20 protein-coding genes are annotated in these 22,913 nt (G+C 46.1%); 14 read left to right on the plus strand and 6 right to left on the minus strand.

Annotated elements, in window-relative coordinates; genetic code table 11:
- Positions 1-41 precede the first annotated feature (41 nt).
- The 7 genes from ICV36_RS02400 to ICV36_RS02430 are packed head-to-tail and all read left to right on the plus strand — an operon-like array spanning position 42 to position 7,789.
- The gene (locus ICV36_RS02400) at positions 42-1,298 is read left to right on the plus strand and encodes a pyridoxal phosphate-dependent aminotransferase (RefSeq protein ID WP_215400955.1); all 1,257 of its coding nucleotides are present in this window, start codon (positions 42-44) and stop codon (positions 1,296-1,298) included.
- On the plus strand, positions 1,295-2,605 hold the full coding sequence (locus ICV36_RS02405) for a homoserine dehydrogenase (protein ID WP_215400956.1): 1,311 nt from the start codon (positions 1,295-1,297) through the stop codon (positions 2,603-2,605). The genes ICV36_RS02400 and ICV36_RS02405 overlap by 4 nt, the downstream gene beginning before the upstream one ends.
- A gap of 27 nt (positions 2,606-2,632) precedes the next feature.
- Entirely contained in the window at positions 2,633-4,075 is a 1,443-nt protein-coding gene (thrC, locus tag ICV36_RS02410) for a threonine synthase (RefSeq protein WP_215400957.1), read from the plus strand.
- A gap of 57 nt (positions 4,076-4,132) precedes the next feature.
- Positions 4,133-5,356, plus strand: coding sequence for a gephyrin-like molybdotransferase Glp (gene glp / locus ICV36_RS02415; RefSeq protein WP_215401528.1), 1,224 nt, complete (start codon positions 4,133-4,135; stop codon positions 5,354-5,356).
- 18 nt (positions 5,357-5,374) lie between these two features.
- The gene (moaD, locus tag ICV36_RS02420) at positions 5,375-5,632 is read left to right on the plus strand and encodes a molybdopterin converting factor subunit 1 (RefSeq protein WP_215400958.1); all 258 of its coding nucleotides are present in this window, start codon (positions 5,375-5,377) and stop codon (positions 5,630-5,632) included.
- A gap of 1 nt (position 5,633) precedes the next feature.
- Positions 5,634-6,086 (plus strand): molybdopterin synthase catalytic subunit MoaE, encoded by a 453-nt coding sequence (gene moaE, locus ICV36_RS02425; RefSeq protein WP_215400959.1) that lies wholly within the window; start codon positions 5,634-5,636, stop codon positions 6,084-6,086.
- Positions 6,087-6,127: 41 nt separating this feature from the next.
- Complete coding sequence (locus ICV36_RS02430; RefSeq protein ID WP_215400960.1) at positions 6,128-7,789, plus strand: carboxylesterase/lipase family protein; 1,662 nt, start codon at positions 6,128-6,130, stop codon at positions 7,787-7,789.
- Positions 7,790-7,840: 51 nt separating this feature from the next.
- On the opposite strand, the gene ICV36_RS02435 is transcribed toward ICV36_RS02430, so the two are convergent.
- Positions 7,841-8,086 carry a GIY-YIG nuclease family protein gene (locus ICV36_RS02435; protein ID WP_215400961.1) on the minus strand — a complete coding sequence of 82 codons (246 nt, stop codon included), beginning with the start codon at positions 8,084-8,086 and terminating at the stop codon, positions 7,841-7,843.
- A gap of 115 nt (positions 8,087-8,201) precedes the next feature.
- Between ICV36_RS02435 and clpB the strand changes: the two genes are divergently transcribed.
- From clpB to ICV36_RS02455, 4 genes are all read left to right on the plus strand, one after another.
- Positions 8,202-10,805 (plus strand): ATP-dependent chaperone ClpB, encoded by a 2,604-nt coding sequence (gene clpB / locus ICV36_RS02440; RefSeq protein ID WP_215400962.1) that lies wholly within the window; start codon positions 8,202-8,204, stop codon positions 10,803-10,805.
- A gap of 53 nt (positions 10,806-10,858) precedes the next feature.
- Positions 10,859-12,094, plus strand: a complete 1,236-nt coding sequence (locus ICV36_RS02445) for an MFS transporter (protein ID WP_215400963.1) — start codon at positions 10,859-10,861, stop codon at positions 12,092-12,094.
- A gap of 283 nt (positions 12,095-12,377) precedes the next feature.
- Positions 12,378-13,676 (plus strand): isocitrate lyase, encoded by a 1,299-nt coding sequence (gene aceA / locus ICV36_RS02450; protein WP_215400964.1) that lies wholly within the window; start codon positions 12,378-12,380, stop codon positions 13,674-13,676.
- Positions 13,677-13,783: 107 nt separating this feature from the next.
- A complete protein-coding gene (locus tag ICV36_RS02455) occupies positions 13,784-14,224 on the plus strand; it encodes an HIT family protein (RefSeq protein ID WP_215400965.1) in 441 nt (146 codons plus the stop codon).
- Here ICV36_RS02455 and ICV36_RS02460 read toward each other — a convergent pair.
- From ICV36_RS02460 to ICV36_RS02480, 5 genes are read right to left on the minus strand one after another with little or no spacing between them, the layout of a single operon-like run.
- Positions 14,221-14,646: a DUF1841 family protein gene (locus ICV36_RS02460; protein WP_215401530.1), complete on the minus strand. Its 426-nt coding sequence runs from the start codon at positions 14,644-14,646 to the stop codon at positions 14,221-14,223. The genes ICV36_RS02455 and ICV36_RS02460 overlap by 4 nt on opposite strands.
- The gene (gene nth, locus ICV36_RS02465) at positions 14,639-15,295 is read right to left on the minus strand and encodes an endonuclease III (protein WP_215401529.1); all 657 of its coding nucleotides are present in this window, start codon (positions 15,293-15,295) and stop codon (positions 14,639-14,641) included. The genes ICV36_RS02460 and nth overlap by 8 nt, the downstream gene beginning before the upstream one ends.
- Positions 15,295-15,981: an electron transport complex subunit RsxB gene (gene rsxB / locus ICV36_RS02470; RefSeq protein ID WP_215400966.1), complete on the minus strand. Its 687-nt coding sequence runs from the start codon at positions 15,979-15,981 to the stop codon at positions 15,295-15,297. The genes nth and rsxB overlap by 1 nt, the downstream gene beginning before the upstream one ends.
- Before the next feature lie 53 nt (positions 15,982-16,034).
- Positions 16,035-17,315: a polyhydroxyalkanoate depolymerase gene (locus ICV36_RS02475; RefSeq protein ID WP_215400967.1), complete on the minus strand. Its 1,281-nt coding sequence runs from the start codon at positions 17,313-17,315 to the stop codon at positions 16,035-16,037.
- Between the two features lie 41 nt (positions 17,316-17,356).
- Positions 17,357-18,556: an amino acid aminotransferase gene (locus tag ICV36_RS02480; RefSeq protein WP_215400968.1), complete on the minus strand. Its 1,200-nt coding sequence runs from the start codon at positions 18,554-18,556 to the stop codon at positions 17,357-17,359.
- Positions 18,557-18,727: 171 nt separating this feature from the next.
- On the opposite strand from ICV36_RS02480, the gene uvrB reads away from it, so the two are divergent.
- The 3 genes from uvrB (at position 18,728) to ICV36_RS02495 (ending at position 22,879) form a co-directional block, all read left to right on the plus strand.
- Entirely contained in the window at positions 18,728-20,869 is a 2,142-nt protein-coding gene (gene uvrB, locus ICV36_RS02485) for an excinuclease ABC subunit UvrB (protein WP_251375053.1), read from the plus strand.
- Positions 20,870-21,020: 151 nt separating this feature from the next.
- Positions 21,021-21,590 (plus strand): Fe-S cluster assembly transcription factor, encoded by a 570-nt coding sequence (locus tag ICV36_RS02490; protein WP_215400969.1) that lies wholly within the window; start codon positions 21,021-21,023, stop codon positions 21,588-21,590.
- Positions 21,591-21,619: 29 nt separating this feature from the next.
- Positions 21,620-22,879, plus strand: coding sequence for an IscS subfamily cysteine desulfurase (locus ICV36_RS02495; protein ID WP_371743207.1), 1,260 nt, complete (start codon positions 21,620-21,622; stop codon positions 22,877-22,879).
- The last annotated feature ends 34 nt before the right edge of the window (positions 22,880-22,913 follow it).

Raw genomic sequence — 22,913 nt, forward strand, 5'->3', positions numbered from 1 at the left:
TGTTTTTTCTCATATTTCAAGAACTTACCCTTAAATTAATTGTGAAACCAATCCGAAAGTCCCAAAAGCTCGATAACGTCTGTTATGACATACGTGGGCCGGTGCTCGAGCTTGCTCAGCGGATGGAGGAAGAGGGTCACAAAATCATCAAATTAAACATCGGAAACGTAGGGGTTTTCGGTTTTGATCCACCTGAAGAGATTCAGTTGGACATGATCCGCAATTTGAGTAACGCATCCGCTTACTCCGATTCCAAAGGCATTTTTGCTGCTCGAAAAGCCATCATGCAGTATTGCCAGGAAAAGGGCATTCAAGGTGTGACATTGGATGACGTTTATACCGGTAACGGCGTTTCAGAACTCATCGTGCTTTCGATGAACGCACTCTTAAATGATGGCGATGAGGTTTTAGTGCCAACACCAGATTACCCGCTGTGGACTGCTGCCGTGAGTTTGTCGAGTGGCACACCAGTTCACTATCTTTGTGATGAAGCCAAAGGCTGGGAGCCGGACTTAAATGATTTGCGTAAAAAAATTACACCGCGCACTAAAGCAATTGTTGTAATTAATCCCAATAATCCGACTGGCGCAATCTATTCAAAAGAAGTGTTGTTGGAGATGATTCAGATTGCGCGCGAGCATGGTTTGATTTTGTTTGCCGATGAGATTTACGACAAGATGTTGTATGACGGTGAGAAGCATATCTCCCTCGCATCTTTATCGACGGATGTAGTTACCATCACCTTTAACGGCCTATCTAAGAATTACCGTTCCTGCGGCTATCGCGCTGGATGGATGATTGTCTCGGGTGATAAAGAGATGGTTCGTGACTATATTGAAGGCTTAAACATGTTGGCCTCAATGCGTTTGTGTGCAAACGTGCCAGGCCAGTATGCAATTCAAACGGCATTGGGTGGTTATCAGAGTATTAATGATTTAGTAGGCGAGGGCGGCCGTCTTGCAAAACAACGCGATCTTGCATGGAAACTCATTACGGATATTCCAGGTGTGACTTGCGTCAAACCCAAATCTGCTTTGTATTTATTCCCAAGGCTAGACCCTGAGGTTTATCCGATTGAAGATGATCAGCAGTTTGTTGCTGACCTCTTGAAGGAAGAAAAAGTATTGTTAGTGCAGGGCTCTGGTTTTAACTGGGGTAAACCGGATCACTTCCGCGTAGTGTTCTTGCCTCATGAAGATGTTCTTAAGGAGGCTATTGGCCGCCTTGCACGTTTTCTGGAGCGTTATCGTAATAAAAACAGCCGCAAGGCTTCTTCAACTGCAGCAAAGGCATCATGAAACCGATTCAAGTAGGTCTGTTAGGTATTGGCACTGTTGGTGGTGGCGTATTCACTGTTCTCGAGCGTAATCAAGATGAGATTACTCGCCGTGCTGGGCGTGGAATTCGTATTAATACAGTCGCCGATTTAAATGTAGAGCGCGCCAAAGAGCTTGTTAAAGATCGTGCACAAGTGGTGAGCGATGCTCGTGCCGTCATTAATAACCCAGAGATTGATATCGTTGTTGAGTTAATCGGTGGTTACGGCATCGCTAAAGATTTGGTTCTTGAAGCGATCGCTGCTGGCAAGCATGTAGTGACAGCCAATAAGGCATTAATCGCCGTACATGGTAATGAGATTTTTAAAGCGGCACATGCTAAAGGCGTGATGGTTGCCTTTGAAGCTGCCGTTGCAGGTGGCATTCCTATTATTAAAGCATTGCGTGAAGGTTTAACCGCTAACCGCATTGAATGGATTGCCGGCATCATTAACGGTACGACCAATTTCATCTTGTCGGAGATGCGCGATAAAGGTTTGGATTTTGGGACCGTTCTCAAAGAAGCTCAGCGCTTAGGTTACGCAGAAGCTGACCCTACTTTTGATATCGAAGGGGTTGATGCTGCGCATAAAGCGACCATCATGAGTGCGATTGCATTTGGTATTCCAATGCAGTTCGAAAAAGCGCACATTGAGGGCATCACTAAATTAGATGCCATTGATATTAAATATGCTGAGCAATTAGGCTATCGCATCAAGTTACTTGGCATTGCTAAGAAAACATCCACCGGCGTGGAGTTGCGTGTACACCCAACATTAATTCCTTCTAAGCGTTTGATTGCAAACGTTGAAGGCGCTATGAATGCCGTTCAAGTATTTGGTGATGCAGTGGGTACTACCTTGTATTACGGCAAAGGTGCAGGGTCGGAGCCTACGGCGTCTGCTGTTATTGCTGATTTGGTGGATATCACTCGCTTGCTTAGCGCTGATGCGGAGCACCGCGTTCCTTACTTGGCCTTCCAGCCAGATGCTGTACATGACACACCAGTGCTACCTATCGGCGAGATCACCACTAGCTATTACTTGCGCTTGCGTGTAGCTGATCAAGCTGGTGTATTGGCTGACATTACAAAGATTTTGGCTTCACATGGTGTATCTATTGATGCGCTTTTGCAAAAAGAGGCTGATGAGGGCGAGAGTCAGACTGATTTAGTCGCTTTGACTCACGAAACTAAAGAGAAGAATATGCTTGCCGCAATCAAAGAGATTCAAGCTCTCAAAACAGTTGCCGGCGAAGTGGTAAAGATCCGTTTAGAAAATCTGTCTTAAGCAAAACTCAGAAACTCAGCAAAATCCATGCGTTACCAATCTACCCGTGGCAATAGCCCAGAACAATCCTTTTTAGAAATTTTGTTGGGTGGATTGGCGCCTGATGGCGGCTTGTATTTGCCAACTCAGTACCCAAAAGTTACCGCAGCACAATTGGATTCCTGGCGCGGCTTGTCGTACGCTGATCTTGCGTATGAGGTTTTAAGTTTGTATTGCGATGATATTCCTGAGGCGGATTTGCGTGCGCTCTTGCGTAAAACGTATACCGAACAGGTTTATTGCAATGGCCGTCCTCAAGATAACGCTAAAGACATTACGCCGATCCATTGGTTGGGTGAAGAGCAAGGCACACGCATTGGTTTATTGAGTCTCTCAAATGGCCCGACTCTAGCTTTTAAAGACATGGCCATGCAGTTGCTTGGCAATCTTTTTGAATACGCCCTCAAGAAAAAAGGTCGGCAGCTCAATATTTTGGGTGCCACATCTGGCGATACTGGCAGTGCCGCTGAATACGCCATGCGTGGCAAAGAAGGTGTTAAGGTATTTATGCTCTCGCCGCGCGGCAAGATGAGCGCCTTCCAGTCTGCACAAATGTACTCCTTGCAAGACCCGAATATTTTTAACTTAGCAGTAGCTGGCGTTTTTGATGACTGCCAAGATATTGTTAAGGCGGTAAGCAATGATCACGCCTTCAAGGCGAATAATAAAATTGGCACAGTGAACTCCATTAACTGGGGTCGTGTGGTTGCTCAGGTGGTTTATTACTTTCAAGGCTACTTGCTGGCAACTAAGTCTAGTAATGAGAAAGTCTCATTCACTGTTCCCTCGGGTAACTTTGGCAACATCTGTGCAGGCCACATTGCTCGCATGATGGGTTTGCCAATTGCGCATTTAATTGCCGCAACAAATGAGAATGACGTTCTCGATGAGTTTTTCCGCACGGGCGTCTATCGTGCGCGTAAGTCTGCTGAGACCTTGCATACCTCAAGTCCTTCCATGGATATTTCCAAAGCAAGTAATTTTGAGCGCTTTGTATTTGACTTTATGGGCAAGGATGGCAAAGCAACTGCGGCGATGTTCAAGCAGGTAGATGAAGCGGGTGGTTTTGATATCTCTAAAGATGCGGTATTTAAGGAATTAGGTAAGTATGGCTTCCAATCTGGACGTAGCACTCACCAGAATCGCCTAGAAACTATTCGTGATATCGATCAACGCTATGGCGTCATGATTGACACCCATACCGCTGATGGTGTGAAAGTAGCCCGGGAGCATTTGCAAGCAGGCATTCCGATGATTGTGCTCGAGACAGCGCTCCCAATTAAGTTTGAGGAAACCATTGAGGTCGCCTTAGGTCGTCCTGCAGAATGTCCGCCAGCTTTTAAAGACATTAAATCCAAACCGCAGCGTGTAGTGAATATAGATGCAGATGTGAATCAGGTTAAAGATTTCATTACAGCGCATCTGGGTTAATTTTTTAACCCCCACAATCATTAACGTAATTAATACCTTCTTATGAACAAGCCATCAATGTTGACTGCGCAGCAGGCTTTAGACCACTTACTTTCTCATGCCAAAATGGTTGGTGAGAGTGAGAAGGTTGCTATGCAGGCTGCTTTAGGTCGTGTGCTTTCTGAAAACGTCAGCAGCTTGGTTGATGTGCCACCATTAGATAACACTTCGATGGATGGCTATGCCGTGCGTACTGCCGATACACAAACCGCCGGAAGCACTCTCAAGATTGCTCAGCGTATTCCGGCTGGGTCGATGGGCATCGCTTTGGAGCCAGGCACTGCCGCCAGAATATTTACAGGTGCACCTGTTCCACCTGGTGCTGATGCGGTGGTGATGCAAGAAGATTGTGTAGTGGAAGGCCAATCTGACCAAGTAACCATTAATACCGTCCCAGCATCTGGTCAATGGATTCGTCTCAGAGGTGAAGATTTAACTGCTGGCAAAACTTGTTTGACTGCCGGTACATTCTTACGTCCTCAGGAGTTGGGTGTCGCAGCCTCGGCTGGGCTTACTCACCTCAATGTAAAACGTCGAGTGAGGGTTGCAGCATTCTTTACCGGTGATGAGCTTGCGCTTCCTGGTGAGCCTTTAAAGCCAGGTGGTATCTATAACTCTAACCGCGATACTTTGTTAGCCTGCCTCAAATCCTTAGGTTGTGATGCAACGGATTTAGGTATTGTTCCAGATCGCCTTGATGCAACACGCGCAGCATTACGTAAAGCCAGCAAAGACCATGATTTGATTATTACCTCTGGTGGCGTTTCGGTTGGCGAAGAAGATCACATTAAGCCCGCAGTGACTGCTGAGGGAAGATTGGATCTTTGGCAGATTGCTATTAAGCCCGGCAAACCATTGGCTTTTGGTGCCGTTCGTAAATCAGACGAGCCTAAAGATGGTGAGGCCTGGTTTATTGGCTTGCCTGGTAACCCTGTATCTAGTTTTGTAACCTTCTTGTTATTCGTGCGCCCTTTTATTTTGAAGCTGCAGGGTCGTGAAGCTCAGAGTCCGCAATCTTATTTGATGCGAGCTGATTTCGATTGGTTAAAAGCGGATCGTCGCAATGAATTCTTACGCGTCAAGCTAAATAGCGGCGGCGGCTTAGATTTATTCCCGAACCAAAGCTCTGGTGTACTCACTAGTGCCTCTTGGGGTGATGGCTTAGTGGATTGCCCGCCTAATCAGCCAATTAAAGTGGGTGACCTGGTGAAATACATTCCCTTTGATGCGCTTCTCAAATAATCGGTTTACGATTAGCCCATGAAACTTGAACTACGATTTTTTGCATCATTGCGTGAAGCGCTCGGCATCTCGCAAGAGGGCATCATCATTCCTGCAACAGTCAAAACGATTGCGGATTTAAGGCTGCATTTGATTCAACGTGGCAATCCATGGTCTGAGGTATTAGCAGAAGGCAAAGTACTGCGTTGTGCCTTAAATCAACATATGGTTGATGCAAATACTTCATTGCAAGAGGGCGCTGAAGTGGCCTTCTTCCCGCCGGTGACTGGGGGCTGATATGCCGATCAAAATCCAAGAAAGCGATTTTGATATCAGTACTGAGGTAATGGCGTTACGCCAAGGCGATCCACGGGTTGGTGCAGTAGTGACTTTCTTGGGAACAGTCCGGGATATGAATGACGGCAGCCAAGTAAAAGGCATGACGCTTGAACACTACCCTGGTATGACTGAGAAGGCCTTACAGGAAATTCTGGATCAAGCCAAAGCCCGCTGGGACATTTATCAAACACTAGTGATTCATCGTGTTGGCCCTCTATTGCCAGAGGAGCAAATTGTTCTTGTGGTCGTGACAAGCGCTCATAGAGGAGAAGCATTCGCTGCTTGTGAATTCATCATGGACTACCTTAAGACGGCAGCGCCGTTTTGGAAAAAAGAAGACACCCCTGAAGGTGCGCGTTGGGTTGACGCTCGGGTGTCTGATGATGTTGCGTTGGAGCGCTGGAAAAGATAATCACCATTTTTTTGTAACTGCAATCACTTATGAGAGCTTCTATGAAGAACGTATTTGCATTTTTGTTTTGTTTAATCAGTATGAGCGCCTTTGCAAGCGCTGAACAACCCACAGTACAAATTGATACGGGCGTTTTGCAAGGTGCTTTTGAGCACAATATGCAAGTATTTAAAGGCATTCCTTATGCCGCTCCACCGCTTGGTGATTTACGTTGGCGTCCGCCACAGCCAGCCAAACCTTGGGCGGGTACTCGTGATGCCAGTAAGTTTGGTGATGTATGTCCGCAGCCTTATGTGAAGAACTTAAGCGCCGGTCTTCATGCACCAGGTAACGAAAATTGCCTGCACTTAAATGTATTTACCCCCACGCAAAACCTGAAGAATCTACCGGTGATGGTTTGGATTCATGGTGGTGGAATGTTGGTGGATGGCGCAAGGGATGCGCAATTTACACCCATTAACTTAATTAAAAACGGCGTTATCGTAGTTACCTTTGACTACCGTCTTGGCTCCCTTGGATTTTTTGCGAGCAAGGAGTTGATTGATGAAGCTAAGGCCAATGGTGAGCCTGTTGGGAACTACGGCACCATGGATCAAATTGCAGTTTTGAAGTGGGTCAAAAAGAATATTGCAGCATTTGGCGGGGACCCCAATAACGTTACTATCTTCGGCGAGTCTGCTGGGGGACGTAGCGTTACTTGGTTAATGGTTTCCGATGCAGCTAGAGGGCTGTTTCATAGAGCGATTGCAGAAAGCGCCCAACAAAGTCCATTACGTGGTTTGACCCAGAAACACTTGGGGATGACTCCGCAGGTCGATATCGATGCTAAATACATGGCAGCGCTTGGCGTGAAGACGATGAAAGAGCTCCGCAGTCTTCCCACAGATAAGTTGATTTTGACTGGCGCAGATTTTGAAAAGGACGAGTTTGGGGGACCTTTTGTTGATGGTCAAATCCTCAAAGGGGACCCTGTTCCATTGTTTGCTGCAGGTAAGCAGGCCAAAGTGCCATTCATGATTGGCACCAACTCTTGGGATTCCAGTTTTTTAGTTCCCAGTCAACCTGCACTGGATGTTCTTGCTAAAAAGTTACATGAGAATCCCAAGAATATTCAAAAGCTGTATTCAAGAGTGCGGGATAAATGTATAGAGTCATCTGACATTATGGGCGACCTGCTTTATCGCGGTAGTACGAAATTGTTGGCGGACAGTATGAATGGAATCGCCCCTGGATATGCCTACTACTTTGATTATTTAACAAGCAATATCAGGCCTGCCTATCCTGGTGTGCCGCATACCTTTGAGATTAGTTATGTGTTCGGTAGTTATGGTCTGATGCCGCAGGCACCAAGCAAGCCTGAATCTGGTGCGGATCAATGTGCTTTAATTGAAAAAGCGACTGCAGAACTAAAGGAAAAGAGTGTGTGGTCTAAATATTGGTACCCCATCACCAATAAAAATGATCCGCAAGATATTGCAATGTCGGAAAAAATGTCAGCCAGTTGGGCGGCATTTGCAAAGACTGGTAATCCTAATGTTCCTGGGCAAGCAAATTGGCCAACATACAGTCTTCAGTCTGACGTAATGCGCTATTACTCACCAGATAAAGAAACCATTACCGGCTTGCTCAAAGAGCGAGTTGCCTACCAAACGCTTCACTTGAGAGAAATGTTTGCGCTAGAACGTTTAAAGGATGCCTTTTAATATTCTTCAAACCACCCTCCTGGGTGGTTTTTGTTTGGTAGATTAACTAAGTTAACTAAGGCTGAAAAACCCCAGTTTTTGGTCTCTGGGTAAACCTTTTAATCTAGCCTCAGCCTTAGAGGCTTCTGAGCGGTTCGGGTGTTCTTGGGTGGCAAGAAGAATGACCGGTCTACGCGCTCTTGTATAACGCGCACCTTGCCCAGAGTTATGGGCTTCTAGACGATGCTCCAGACGATTGGTAATGCCGGCATAGTAGGTGCCATCAGCGCACTCAAGAAGGTAAACAAGCCAGGTCAAAATAGGTCAAATTAGCGTTAAAAAGGGCTTAAAAACCCTTGAAATTGGCAACATTGCCCTTATATTCTATAGATAGAAATTGATAAAAAGCAGATGAAGTAGATAGGATATAAGAATGAGAATAGATAAATTAACAACCAAATTTCAAGAGGCTCTTAGCGAGGCTCAAAGCATCGCTTTAGCTAAAGACAATCAATATATCGAGCCAGCCCACGTGTTGTTGGCAATGTTGCGTGACTCGGATGGGGGCGCAAAGAGTTTGCTAACTCGCGCAGGTGTGAATATCGCCGGCCTAGAAAAGGGTGTTGAGAAGATTATTGGCAACCTTCCTGAAGTGCAGGGCACTAGCGGGGAAGTTCAAGTCGGTCGTGATTTAAGTAATTGGCTGAACTTATGTGAAAAAGAGGCCAATAAACGCAACGATCAATTTATTGCTGGTGAATTATTTTTGTTGGTGGTAGCTGATGATAAGGGCGAATTAGGCAAGGTTGCTCGTGAGAATGGATTAAATCGTAAATCGTTAGAAGCGGCTATTGATTTAGTGCGCGGAGGAGAGTCAGTGAATAGTGCAGATGCCGAGGGTCAACGTGAGGCCCTAAAGAAATACACAGTCGATTTAACTGAGCGTGCTCGTATCGGTAAGCTTGATCCCGTTATTGGCCGTGATGACGAGATTCGTCGCACCATTCAGATCTTGCAGCGTCGCGGTAAGAATAATCCCGTGCTCATTGGTGAGCCAGGCGTCGGTAAGACTGCAATCGTAGAAGGTTTGGCGCAGCGTATTGTGAACGGTGAAGTGCCTGAGACCTTAAAGAATAAGCGTGTCTTGGTGCTGGATATGGCTTTGTTATTGGCTGGAGCCAAGTATCGCGGTGAATTTGAAGAGCGCCTTAAGGCGGTTCTGAGTGATGTTGCTAAAGATGAAGGTCAAACTATTATCTTTATCGATGAGATTCATACGATGGTTGGCGCAGGTAAAGGTGATGGCGCGATGGATGCCGGCAATATGCTCAAGCCAGCACTCGCACGCGGTGAATTACATTGCATTGGTGCAACGACTTTGGACGAGTACCGTAAGTACATTGAAAAAGATCCAGCGCTTGAGCGTCGTTTCCAAAAAGTCATGGTGGAAGAGCCAAGCGTTGAAGCAACTATTGCAATCTTGCGTGGTCTACAAGAGCGTTATGAGCTACACCACGGTATTGAAATTACTGATCCTGCAATCGTGGCTGCTGCAGAGTTATCGCACCGTTACATCACCGATCGTTTTTTACCAGACAAAGCAATTGATCTGATTGATGAGGCAGGTTCACGTATCCGCATGGAGATTGATTCCAAGCCGGAGGTCATGGATAAGCTCGATCGTCGTTTGATTCAATTGAAAATCGAACGTGAAGCCGTTAAGAAAGAAAAAGACGAAGCATCCCAAAAACGCCTAGCCCTGATTGAGGAAGAGATTAAGCGCCTTGGTGCTGAGTATGCCGATCTTGAGGAAATCTGGAAGGCAGAGAAAGGCGCTGTACTTGGCGCGGCCACCCTGAAAGAAGAGATTGAGAAAGTAAAAGCGGAAATTGCCAAACTTCAACGCGAAGGTAAGCTGGAAAAAGTTGCTGAGTTGCAATATGGCAAATTACCTGAGCTCGAAGCTAAGCTCAAATCTGCTGCGGCTGCAGAAGCCAAGGGCGATAAAGATGGCGTAGTGAAAAATAAATTGCTGCGTACCCAAGTGGGCGCAGAAGAAATCGCTGAAGTCGTTTCTCGTGCTACTGGTATTCCAGTGTCTAAGATGATGCAGGGCGAGCGCGACAAGCTACTGAAGATGGAAGAGTTATTGCATAAGCGGGTTGTGGGTCAAGAAGAAGCTATTACTGCGGTATCGGATGCAATCCGCCGTTCCCGCGCCGGTTTAGCGGAAGAGAATCGTCCTTATGGCTCATTCTTGTTCCTGGGGCCTACTGGTGTTGGTAAGACAGAGCTCTGTAAGGCGCTTGCTGGCTTCTTGTTTGATAGTGAGGATCATCTCATTCGTATTGATATGAGTGAGTTTATGGAGAAGCACAGTGTTGCACGTCTCATCGGTGCGCCTCCTGGCTATGTTGGCTACGAGGAGGGTGGTTATTTGACGGAGCAAGTTCGTCGTCATCCTTATAGCGTGATTTTGTTCGATGAGATTGAGAAGGCGCATCCAGATGTTTTTAACGTACTCTTACAAGTGCTCGATGATGGCCGTTTGACCGATGGTCAAGGTCGCACTGTAGACTTTAAGAACACCGTCATCGTGATGACTAGCAATATTGGTTCACATTTGATTCAGTCAATGGCCGATAAGAAGCAGGCAGAAATTAAGGAGGCGGTATTTGAAGAGTTGAAGAATCATTTCCGCCCTGAATTCTTAAATCGCATTGATGAAATCGTTGTCTTCCATGGTCTTGATAAAGGCAATATCGCTAATATCGCTAAGATCCTGCTGAAGAACTTGTCAGAGCGTCTGGCAAAAGTCGATATGCAGCTGGAGGTAAGTGATGCCGCTCTTAGCAAGATCGCTGAGGTGGGTTTTGATCCTGTCTTTGGAGCAAGACCGCTTAAGCGCGCTATTCAGCAACATATTGAAAACCCCGTTTCCAAGATGATTTTGGAAGGAAAGTTTGGCCCCAAGGATGTGGTGCCTGTTGACGTAGATAAAAAAGGCGACTTTAGCTTTACGCGTCAGGTTCACTAAGCGGAACCTCAAGAAGTTCAGCAGGAATAATCCTGCACCAGTAAACTCGGTACATGACTGTTGCGCTTAGTAGGCGTGCCAGTGATGTCCGGGTTATTGGTCTCATTAGCCTAGCTCACGGCAGCTCCCATTTCTTTCATTTAGTACTCCCTCCCATGTTTCCATGGTTGAAGGATGCTTTTGCTTTGAGTTATGCCGAGCTTGGTTTGTTGATGTCAGTTTTCTTTGTGGTGTCATGTGTTGCTCAGGCTGCGTCTGGATTTATCGTAGATCGTATCGGTGCAAGACCTGTGTTGTTCTCCGGGGTTGGTTTGCTTGCTCTTGCGGCTCTTGTGTATTCACAAAGCAATGGTTATGCCATGCTCTTGATGGGCGCAGTGATTGCTGGGTGTGGCAATGGTATTTTTCACCCTGTAGACTACACACTCATCAATCACAAAGTCTCGCCACCTAATCTTCCTTATGCCTACTCAATGCATGGTGTGACCGGTTATTTAGGTTGGGCCGCAGCGCCAGCCTTTATGGTTGCTATTGCTCAATTGAGTGATTGGCGCATAGCCTTCCTTTCGGCGGCGCTATTGGAGGTATGTATTTTGGCGGTTCTTTGGCTTAATAGAAGCTATCTACTCGACGACGTTAAAGAGCGCCATGAGCAAACCCAGGCAAGCTCTAAAGCTGCAAATCCTAACGCTACTCCAGAGAGCCCTTTTGCGTTTCTGAAATTAACTGCCGTTTGGTTATGCTGGGTTTTCTTTTTCTTCAGCATGGCATCTACTTCAAGTCTGCAATCGTTTGCTCCGAGCGCATTGTTTGCGATCTACCAAGTGCCTTTAGACGTGGGAAGTTATTACATCACTTTATTGGCGCTGGGTAGTGCTGTTGGTGTTTTATTTGGTGGTTATCTGGCTGCAAAGTTACAAGTGCCCGAACGTATTGTTTCTTCTTGCTTATCTATAACAATCGTGTTGTGTTTGTTGTTGGCCACTGGATTTATTTCACCAAGTCTCATTCCATTTCTATTTATTGGATTGGGTTTTGGTTATGGCGTTGTCGCTCCCTCACGTGATCTGTTGGTGAAGACAGTAACGCCTAAAGGGGTTGCAGGGCGCGTCTATGGAATTGTCTACTCTGGTATTGATTTGGGGGCTGCAGTTGGTCCATTCATCTTCGGTTTCTTTATGGATGCAGGTATTCCGAAAGCATTATTTCTTGGTATTTCGCTATTTCAGTTGATGATTATTCCAACGGTATTGAAGGTGTCGGCGGGTACTACGCCCAAATCAGCTTGAGCAATCCTGAAATATTTTCATAATATGAAATGTCATTACGCTGCGTAAAATGCAGCGCAATAAGTAATCTCCAGTTTTATATCAAACAGTGAATATTCATTTCACATTGTGAAAATATACCTATAAGCTATTGAATTTAAATAGTTATATATTTTTATAAATAACTCAAATTTAGCTTGCCTGCATTTTTGAAATAGCTAAACTCTTATATAAGACATAAGACTTGAATGGGTCTTAAAGGTCCTCAAATTTTGAAGTACTTGTTTAACTTAGGGAGAAAAACATGGCAGATCGCAAAGCTGAAATTGCAGCAATTCAAAAGGATTGGGATACTAATCCACGTTGGAAAGGTATTAAGCGTGGTTATACAGCAGAGGACGTTGTGCGCCTTCGCGGCTCATTGAAGATTGAGCACACTTTGGCAAAGCATGGCGCCGAAAAATTATGGGATCTAGTGAATAACGAAGCCTATGTAAATTGCTTAGGTGCGTTAACTGGTGGTCAAGCAATGCAGCAAGTTAAAGCTGGCATTCAAGCAATCTACTTATCTGGTTGGCAAGTAGCTGCTGACGGTAACTCTTATGCAGCTATGTACCCAGATCAATCTCTGTATCCAGTTGATTCAGTGCCTAAAATGGTTGAACGCATTAACAACTCATTTCAACGTGCGGATGAGATCCAAACCGAAAAAGGTATTAACCCTGGTGATGCGGGTTACATCGACTACTATGCTCCAATCGTTGCTGATGCCGAAGCAGGCTTTGGTGGTGTGTTGAATGCATTTGAGTTAGCAAAAGCACTCATTAAGCAAGGCGCTGCCGGCGTTCACTTTGAGGACCAACTTTCTTCTGTTAAGAAATGTGGTCACTTAGGTGGAAAGGTATTGCTGCCAACTACTGAGTCAGTACAAAAATTAATCGCAGCCCGTTTAGCCGCTGACGTAATGGGTGTTCCAACAATTATCTTGGCACGTACCGATGCTGAAGCTGCTGATTTGTTAACTTCAGACTATGACGCAAACGACAAGCCATTCTTGACTGGTGAGCGCACTGCAGAAGGCTTCTACAAGACTCGCAAAGGCTTGGATCAAGCGATTTCCCGTGGTTTGGCATACGCTGAATACGCTGATATGGTTTGGTGTGAAACTGGTACGCCTGACCTCGAGTTTGCTCGTCAGTTCGCTGAGGCAATTCGTGCGAAGTTCCCAGGCAAGATGTTGGCTTACAACTGCTCACCTTCTTTCAACTGGAAGAAAAACTTGGACGATGCAACTATTGCTAAGTTCCAACGTGAACTGGGTGCAATGGGTTACAAGTATCAGTTCATTACTCTCGCTGGTATTCACTCTATGTGGTACAACATGTATGACTTGGCGCAAGACTACTCTAAGCGTGGTATGACTGCTTATGTTGAGAAAGTACAAGAGCCAGAATTCGCTGCTCGTGACCGTGGTTACACCTTCGTTTCACATCAGCAAGAAGTTGGTACTGGTTACTTCGACGACGTAACGACTGTTATTCAAGGTGGCAAGTCTTCTGTGACAGCTTTGACTGGTTCTACTGAAGAAGAGCAGTTCCACTAAAAAATCCCTAAGTAGTGCGTAGTAAGCAGTAACATACCAATACTGCCGCGGCATCTAAATTACCCCACAAGGGTGACTTAGATGCCGTTTTCGTTTACATTCTTCCCATGACTAATTGCGTACTCTGTAAAGAAGAACTCAAGCCTGAAGAGGGGCAGCTTATTTGGCGCGGTGATGACTGTCGAGTCATCATGGTGAATGATCCCGATCTGCCTGGTTTCTGTAGGGTGATCTGGAATCGCCATGTGGCCGAAATGACTGACCTCACCTATGGAGAGCGTGAGCACATCATGACTTTGGTATTTGCCGTTGAAGAAGCGGTGCGCCATGTGATGCATCCTGATAAGGTAAATATTGCTGCCCTGGGGAACATGGTTCCTCACATTCATTGGCATGTCATCCCAAGATTTAAGGACGATGCTTTTTTTCCTGGGTCAGCTTGGTCTAAAAAGACTCAAGAAACAAAAGAATCTACATTAGAAGCCAGAAGAATAAAGACTCAAGAATTACCGACAGGAATTAAAGCTGCCATTGCTAAGCTTGCTTAAGTTAGCTTTTTAAGGGCCTCTAAATACTTCTCGGGATTGAGTGGTTGGCCTTCTCGCTGCGCCTCCCACATCACCTGTCCTAGGCATTCCATCATCGCATGTTGTGCTTCGTGCATTGAGCCCAGTTTTTGTGAGAGTTTGTCTGCGATCTCTTTAATGCCGGGTGGTTGATTGATGGATATCTGTTCGCTGATCGAAAGGTGCATTGATAAATGCAAGAAGGGATTTGTTTCACCGCGTTCAGGAGTGTAGTCTTGCCCTAGGGCACCTTCAGGATCAGCAAGGAGCTCGTGGTATTCCGGATGCTCTACCATCCAGTCACTTGCAATCGTCTCCATGGGATCGAGAATATGGTTTTCTATTTTCTTTTTCCAGGTGTCGCAGAAAAAACGACGCACTTCCTCTCGAGTTGGGTTAAATATCGCCACGAACTTTTCCTTTGCCTGTCTTTTGTTTGAAGCCACATAGAGGCTCTACTATGCATTGTGCACAATCTGGATTGCGGGCTTTGCAGGTGTATCTACCGTGCAAAATAAGCCAATGATGGGCATCATGCAGATACTCTTTTGGTACACGCTTGAGTAGCTGCTCCTCGACCTTCAAGACGTCCTTGCCAGGCGCTAAGCCGGTTCGGTTGGAGACTCTGAAGATATGTGTATCAACGGCGATAGTCGGCTGACCAAAGGCGGTATTGAGAATGACGTTCGCAGTTTTTCTGCCTACGCCGGGTAGAGCTTCTAATTCTTCGCGGGTTTGCGGTACTTCGCCACCATGTTTTTCCAGGAGAAGCCGGCAAGTCTCCTGAATATGTTTTCCTTTGGAATTAAATAATCCAATATGCTGAATGTACGGCCTCACTCCTTCTTCACCAAGATCTAGGAGGGCTTGCGGAGTATTGGCAACCTTATAGAGCTTGCGTGTTCCTTTGTTGACCGATACATCAGTTGCTTGCGCGGATAACAATACGGCAATTAATAGCTCGAATGGCGAGCTATATTCCAGCTCTGTTTTTGGTTTGGGATTATTAGCTTTGAGCTGCTCAAAAAAAGCACGACGCTTTTCTAGATTCATCATTTCTTTTGTTGGGCGCGGGCAATGGCTGCTGCAATAATGGCTCGTTTGCGCTCTTGCTCTTTTAGCTCGTCTGCAGAAGATGGATTTTCCGCATTCACTACTGCTAATTTAGTCGCAGCCTTTTTCGCCAGGCGTTCATCATTGTCTTTTTGCTCTCTATCAAGCCGTTGTTCGCGATCGTGATACCGCTTGCGGGAAATATCTGCTAACTCTTGGGTCCAAGCATCCCAACCAGTTTTCTTGCCAGTGACTTCAATCATGCTGATGCAATCGACAGGACATGGAGGAATGCAGAGATCGCAGCCCGTGCACCATTCTGTTAGTACCACATGCATTTGCTTGGAGGCGCCGACGATTGCATCTACGGGGCACGCCTGGATGCACAGCGTACAGCCGATGCATTTCTGAGGGTCGATGAAAGCTACTGGGCGCGGACGCTCAATGCCGCAATTTGGGTCAATAGTGGGGTGAAGCTCAAAGGCGTCTTGTGGGTAGATAGGCGTCAGGATCTTACTTAGTCGCGCAATCCCCTCAACGCCACCAGGAGGGCAGCGATTAGGCGGCACATCGCCAGTTGCCATTGCCTTGGCATACCCACGGCAATCTGGGTAGCCGCACTTAGTGCATTGAGTTTGCGGCAGAATACCCTCAAGTTGATCGATGAGGTTTTTTGTTTGGCTCATGAAATCACTGGTAGAGATCTTCGCAAAATTAAAGGCTCCGAAGAGCCCTTAATTTATGCAGACTTGGTAGTCCGTGTCGCAGTTTTCTTCGTGTTCTGATGTTCGCGAATGAACGTTTTAATTTTTGGATAGACCTTCTCACGCCAACGTCGACCCGAAAAGATGCCGTAGTGACCAGCACCAGCAACCTCATAATGGTCTTTATTTTCTTTTGGAATTCCAGCGCATAAAGCATGGGCTGAACGTGTTTGACCACTTCCAGAGATATCATCCAGCTCACCTTCAACAGTCAGAAGCGCAGTCTTTTTAATATCCTGTGGTTTAACGAGCTCCCCGGCAACTTTCCAGGTGCCATTCGGTAATGCGTAGTCTTGGAATACAGTTTTAATAGTATCCAAGTAGAACTTAGAGTCCAGATCCAGAACGGCGTTGTACTCATCATAGAAGCGAATATGTGCTTCAGCATCTTGCTCGTCACCGCGCACTAGATTCTGGAAATAATCCCAGTGAGATTGCAAATGGTTCTGCGGGTTCATTGCAATGAACCCAGTGTGTTGCAAGAAGCCTGGATAAACTTTGCGACCAGCGCCAGGGTAAGTAGGCGGTACGCTATAAATTACATGACTCTCAAACCACTCATAAGACTTTTGGTCGGCTAAGTTATTAACTGCAGTTGGAGATTTACGTGCATCAATTGGGCCGCCCATCATGATCATGGATGCTGGAGTTGCTTCGCCTGCTGATGCCATCAATGAGATTGCGCCCAATGTCGGAACGGTAGGTTGGCAAACAGAGATCACGTGTAAGTCTTTTGCACCAATGGTGCGAATGAACTCTTGAACATAGTGTACATAGTCATCAAGACCAAACTCGCCATCTTCTAATGGCACCAAACGTGCATCAATCCAGTCGGTGATGTAGACCTTATGGTCCTGTAAGAGTGTGCGTACAGTGTCGCGCAATAAGGTTGAGTGGTGTCCAGATAATGGAGCAACAATTAATACGACCGGATCTTCCTTCAGTTTCTTGATGACTTCAACATCATCAGAGAAGCGCTTGAAGCGCACCAAATTGCAAAATGGTTTTGCAAGCGTAGTTCTTTCGTGAATAGCCACTTCTTTTCCATGTGCTATCACTGAACGAATGCCAAATTCTGGCTTCTTGTAGTTTTTACCTAAGCGATAGAGGAGCTCATAGCTGGCGGCTAATCTATCTGATCCCGGAACCTTGGAGGCAGGGTTCGCTGCATTAATAAAAGCTTCAGAAGCGGCTCGTGCCCATGAACTAACTGGTTGAAGTAAGGCTTTTTGAAATTCGTGTAACTGATATAGCATGGTACCTCCGGTAATTCAGTGTATACGCCTATTGCACTTGCTTAAGACAATACGCGGGCGATTGCTTTTGCTACTTTATCAATATTTTTAGTATTGAGTGCTGCGACACAAATGCGTCCAGTAGAGAGTGCATAAATGCCATCTTCTTTCTGTAAGCGCTCTACTTGCTCAGCTGTTAAACCTGAGTAAGAAAACATGCCACGCTGCTTTTCGATAAAAGTAAAATCTTGCTTCACACCAGCAGCAGCGAGTTTTTCCACGAGACCATGACGCATGGCTTTAATGCGATCACGCATTTCTGCCAACTCATCTTCCCAGAGCTGACGTAATTCTGGTGAATTCAAAACCGCAGCGGCAATCGCAGCGCCATGGGTTGGAGGGTTGGAGTAGTTTGTGCGAATCACACGCTTCAATTGAGAAAGCACGCGAGTGGATTCATCTTTACTTTGCGTCACGATTGACAGGGCGCCAACACGCTCACCATAGAGTGAAAAAGACTTGGAGAAAGAGCTAGATACAAAGAAAGACATGCCTGATTCAGCGAAGAGACGCACTGCAATACCATCTTGCTCAATCCCAGCGGCAAAGCCTTGGTAAGCCATATCCAAGAAAGGGATGAGGCCTTTATTCTTGCAGATATCGATGACTTGACGCCATTGTGCTTCAGTAATGTCGGCACCAGTTGGGTTATGGCAGCAAGCGTGTAGCAACACAGTAGTGTTCTTTGGGAAGGACTCTAAAGACTTCACCATGCCATCAAAATCAACGCCGCGAGTTTTGCCGTCAAAGTAGGTGTACTCAACCACTTCAAAACCAGCAGATTCAAAAATACCGCGGTGGTTTTCCCAGGTTGGATTGCTGATTGCGCATGGCGCATTTAAGTTGAGACGTTTAATGAAGTCAGCGCCAACCCGCAAAGCGCCTGTACCGCCAAGACATTCAGCAGTAACAACGCGACCATCTTTAATGAGTGCAGAGTCAGCCCCAAACAATAAATTTTGCACTGCACTGTTGTAAGGGTTTGGACCTTCGATTGGAATGTAGCTGCGTGGTGAGTGCTTCGCAACAATTGCCTCTTCAGCCTTAATCACTGCTTTTAAGAGAGGAACCTTGCCATCGTCGGTGTAGTACACGCCAACACCCAAATTCACTTTGTCAGCACGTTGGTCTGCAACATAGGCTTCGGTGAGGCCAAAAATAGGATCTTTAGGGGCTAATTGAACTGAGGCAAACAGGGTCATTTGTGCTTGAAATTGAAGGTTATAGGGTGGTTTTGTTCTTAATTGACGTTAAATTCAGTTTAATTGTCGGTTTTTGAGGCCAGAATCAACTATTTCCTAAGAAAAACGGCAAAATCAATGTTTGTACAAAATTCGCTGTGAAGAAATCTCACAGGTGAAATGATAGCCGAGATGCCCCCTAAGTTACCGAAAACTGGATCAAAAACCGAAGTAAAAGTGGTCGATAAAAGCCCTGTGGCCGATCCCTTGGGGGATGCTGGTCACGACCTGGACCCAGCCAAATTTGTTACCTTCCCGGACTCCCCTTATCAGCTGTACCAGCCGTTTCCGCCTGCTGGGGACCAACCTCAGGCAATTGATGCCCTGGTGGAGGGTATTGAGGACGGATTGACCTTCCAGACGCTTTTAGGAGTTACGGGATCCGGAAAGACCTTCACGATGGCGAATGTCATCGCCAGAACGGGTCGCCCAGCCATCATTTTTGCCCCTAATAAGACCTTGGCGGCTCAGCTTTATAGCGAATTTAGGGAGTTTTTTCCAAAAAACGCCGTGGAGTACTTTGTTAGTTACTACGACTATTACCAACCTGAGGCTTATGTTCCTCAGCGCGATCTTTTTATTGAAAAAGATTCCTCGATTAATGAGCACATCGAGCAAATGCGTTTGTCAGCCACTAAGAGTCTTTTAGAGCGTCGTGACGTCATTATTGTTGCAACGGTCTCTGCAATTTACGGCATCGGTAACCCTGGCGACTATCACAGCATGGTGATGACATTACGTCCTGGGGACAAGATGAGTCAGCGCGATATTTTGACGCGACTGATCGCTATGCAATATGACCGTAACGAAATGGATTTCAAACGCGGCGTATTTAGAGTGCGCGGCGACACCATTGATATTTTCCCTGCTGAACATAATGAGCTGGCAGTACGCGTTGAGTTATTTGATGATGTCATTGAAAGCTTGCAATTCTTCGATCCGCTAACCGGGAAAATTCGTCAAAAGATTCCACGTTTTACCGTCTATCCAAGTTCGCACTACGTTACACCGCGCGACACTGTTCTTAAAGCAATTGAAACCATCAAAACAGAATTGCGTACTCGCTTAGACGAGTTTGTTAAAGACGGCAAGCTAGTCGAAGCGCAGCGCCTTGAACAGCGCACCCGTTTTGATCTGGAAATGCTGAATGAATTAGGTTTTTGCAAAGGGATCGAGAACTACTCGCGCCATCTCTCTGGTGCCGCACCTGGCGAAGCACCCCCTACGCTAGTGGACTATTTGCCCAATGATGCCTTGATGTTCCTTGATGAAAGCCACGTCTTAATTGGGCAGCTCAATGCAATGTACAACGGCGATAAATCCCGCAAACATACCTTAGTGGAATTCGGTTTCCGTTTGCCTTCTGCGATGGATAACCGTCCATTGAAGTTTGCTGAGTTCGAAACCAAGATGCGTCAAACCATTTTTGTTTCCGCAACGCCTGCTGATTACGAGAACGCTCATCAAGGTCAGGTTATTGAACAAGTAGCTAGACCAACAGGGTTAGTCGATCCAGAAATTGAAGTCTTGCCTGCAAGCACACAGGTTGATGATTTGCTCGATCAAATTCATGCGCGCGTCAAAGTAGGTGAGCGCGTATTGGTAACTGTGCTAACTAAACGCATGGCTGAGCAATTAACGGACTACCTTTCGGATAATGGCGTCAAAGTGCGTTATGTACATTCTGATATCGATACGGTAGAACGTGTAGAAATTTTGCGCGACTTACGTTTAGGTGTCTTTGATGTATTGGTTGGTATTAATTTGTTACGCGAAGGTTTAGATATCCCCGAGGTTTCGTTGGTTGCCATTTTGGATGCTGATAAGGAGGGCTTCTTGCGCTCTGAGCGCAGCTTGATTCAGACGATTGGCCGAGCTGCTCGAAACGTCCGAGGAAAAGCGATTCTGTACGCCGATAAGATCACGGATTCCATGCGCAGAGCAATGGGGGAGACGGAAAGGCGTCGTGCCAAACAAATCGCCTTTAATAAGCAACATGGTATTGAGCCTAAAGGGGTTCAAAAGCGCATCAAGGACATTATTGATGGTGTCTATGACGTCAAAGAGAAGCGTCAGGAGATGCAGGTTGAGCAAGAGCGTGCTCGCTATGAGGATATGGGTGAGAAGGACCTGGCCGCAGAAATTAAGCGTCTTGAGAAGCAAATGAACGCTGAAGCGAAGAATCTGGAGTTTGAAAAGGCTGCCAGCACCCGAGATAGGCTTACTAAGGTCAAAGAAATGGCCTTTGGGGCAAGGTCCAGAGACTCGGTTTAAGTATTCATCCACTATTTCCTGGTTTATGAGAGGGATTTTTGGGATAATTCCCGAGCAGATTGCTGGGGAATATGTTAAAGTTGAGTGGAATGGTCGGGTATTACCCGCCCGACTGTTAGCTGTCCATAACAATCCATTACCAAGGTGACATATGAGACTTACAACCAAAGGTCGTTTTGCAGTAACCGCAATGATTGATTTGGCCCTGCGCGAGACGCATGGCCCCGTAACTTTGGCCGGAATTAGCCAAAGACAAAAGATTTCACTTTCTTACCTCGAGCAGCTGTTCGGTAAATTGCGGCGCTTCAATATTGTGGAGAGTACTCGTGGCCCTGGCGGCGGTTACGCCTTAGCGCGACCATCCTCCGAAGTAAGCGTTGCCGACATCATTGTTGCTGTTGACGAGCCTCTTGATGCAACCCAATGCGGCGGCAAAGGAAACTGTCATACCGATGAAGAGAATCATGGCCGTTGTATGACTCATGATCTCTGGAGCAATCTCAATTCCAAAATGGTTGAGTATCTCAGCTCAGTAAGCTTAAAAGATTTGGTTCAACAGCAAGAAGGACGAGGCATTGTCATTCAAGATATGCGTCCGAAAAAAATCAAAGTTGAATCTGCTAAAGCAGATAAGCCTGCACCTGTGCTTGCGGCAAAAAAAGAAATCGCCCCTAAGACCCCCTTGGTGAATTCCGTATTCAACTTGGCGCGACAAAGCTAATAACAGTAACAATAACTAGTAAATAAACCATGAACGCACCACAAGATCTTCCGCAACAACCGGTACCGATGTTTAGTCCTAAACACTTCCCTGTGTATATGGACTATTCCGCCACGACGCCGATTGATCCTCGTGTGGTTGACAAAATGTTGCCCTACTTGCGTGAGCAGTTTGGTAACGCTGCCTCACGCAGTCATGCTTATGGCTGGGCTGCTGAAGAAGCGGTTGAGTGGGCGCGTTCAGAGGTTGCTCAGTTGGTGCACGCTGATCCAAGAGAGATCGTCTTCACCAGCGGCGCTACTGAAAGTATTAATTTGGCACTAAAAGGTGCTGCGCATTTCTACAAAGATCGCGGCAACCATATTATTACTGTCAAGACTGAGCATAAGGCCACTTTAGATACCTGTCGTGAATTAGAGCGAGAGGGTTATGAAGTCACTTACTTGGATGTATTGCCCAATGGCTTAATTGATTTTGCGCAGCTCGAAGCGGCAATGAAGCCTGGCACAATTTTGGCATCAGTAATGTATGTTAATAATGAAATTGGAGTTGTACAAGATATTCCTGTGATTGGCGATCTATGTCGGTCGCGCGGTGTGATCTTTCATGTGGATGCAGCACAAGCAACGGGCAAGGTTGAAATTGATTTAGAAAAGATCAAAGTAGATCTGATGAGTTTTTCTGCTCATAAAACCTATGGTCCAAAAGGTATCGGCGCTTTGTTTGTGCGTCGTAAGCCACGTATTCGTATTGAGGCGCAGATTCATGGCGGTGGGCATGAGCGCGGTATGCGTTCTGGTACCTTAGCGGTTCACCAAATCGTTGGTATGGGCGAGGCTTTCCGTATTGCTCGTATTGATATGGCAGAAGAGAACAAGCGAATCCGTGCATTGCGTGATCGCTTATTAAATGGCTTGAAAGACATTGAAGAGGTTTATGTCAATGGCGACATGGACCATCGTGTTCCCCATAACCTGAACATCAGCTTTAACTATGTTGAAGGCGAATCTATGTTGATGGCCTTGAAAGATTTGGCTATCTCATCTGGCTCAGCATGCACTTCAGCTTCCTTAGAGCCGTCTTATGTATTACGTGCCTTAGGCCGTAACGACGAGTTGGCCCACAGCTCGATTCGTTTCACATTAGGACGTTTCACAACGGAAGAAGAAGTGGATTTCACGATTAAGTTGGTGAAAGATAAGATTGCCAAATTGCGAGAGTTATCCCCGCTGTGGGAAATGTACAAGGATGGAATCGATCTCAGCACGATTCAGTGGGCAGCACACTAAAAAGAATATAGAAAAAATATAGAAATAAAGAGGA

The sequence above is a fragment of the Polynucleobacter sp. MWH-UH35A genome (genome assembly GCF_018687075.1).
GTDB lineage: Bacteria > Pseudomonadota > Gammaproteobacteria > Burkholderiales > Burkholderiaceae > Polynucleobacter.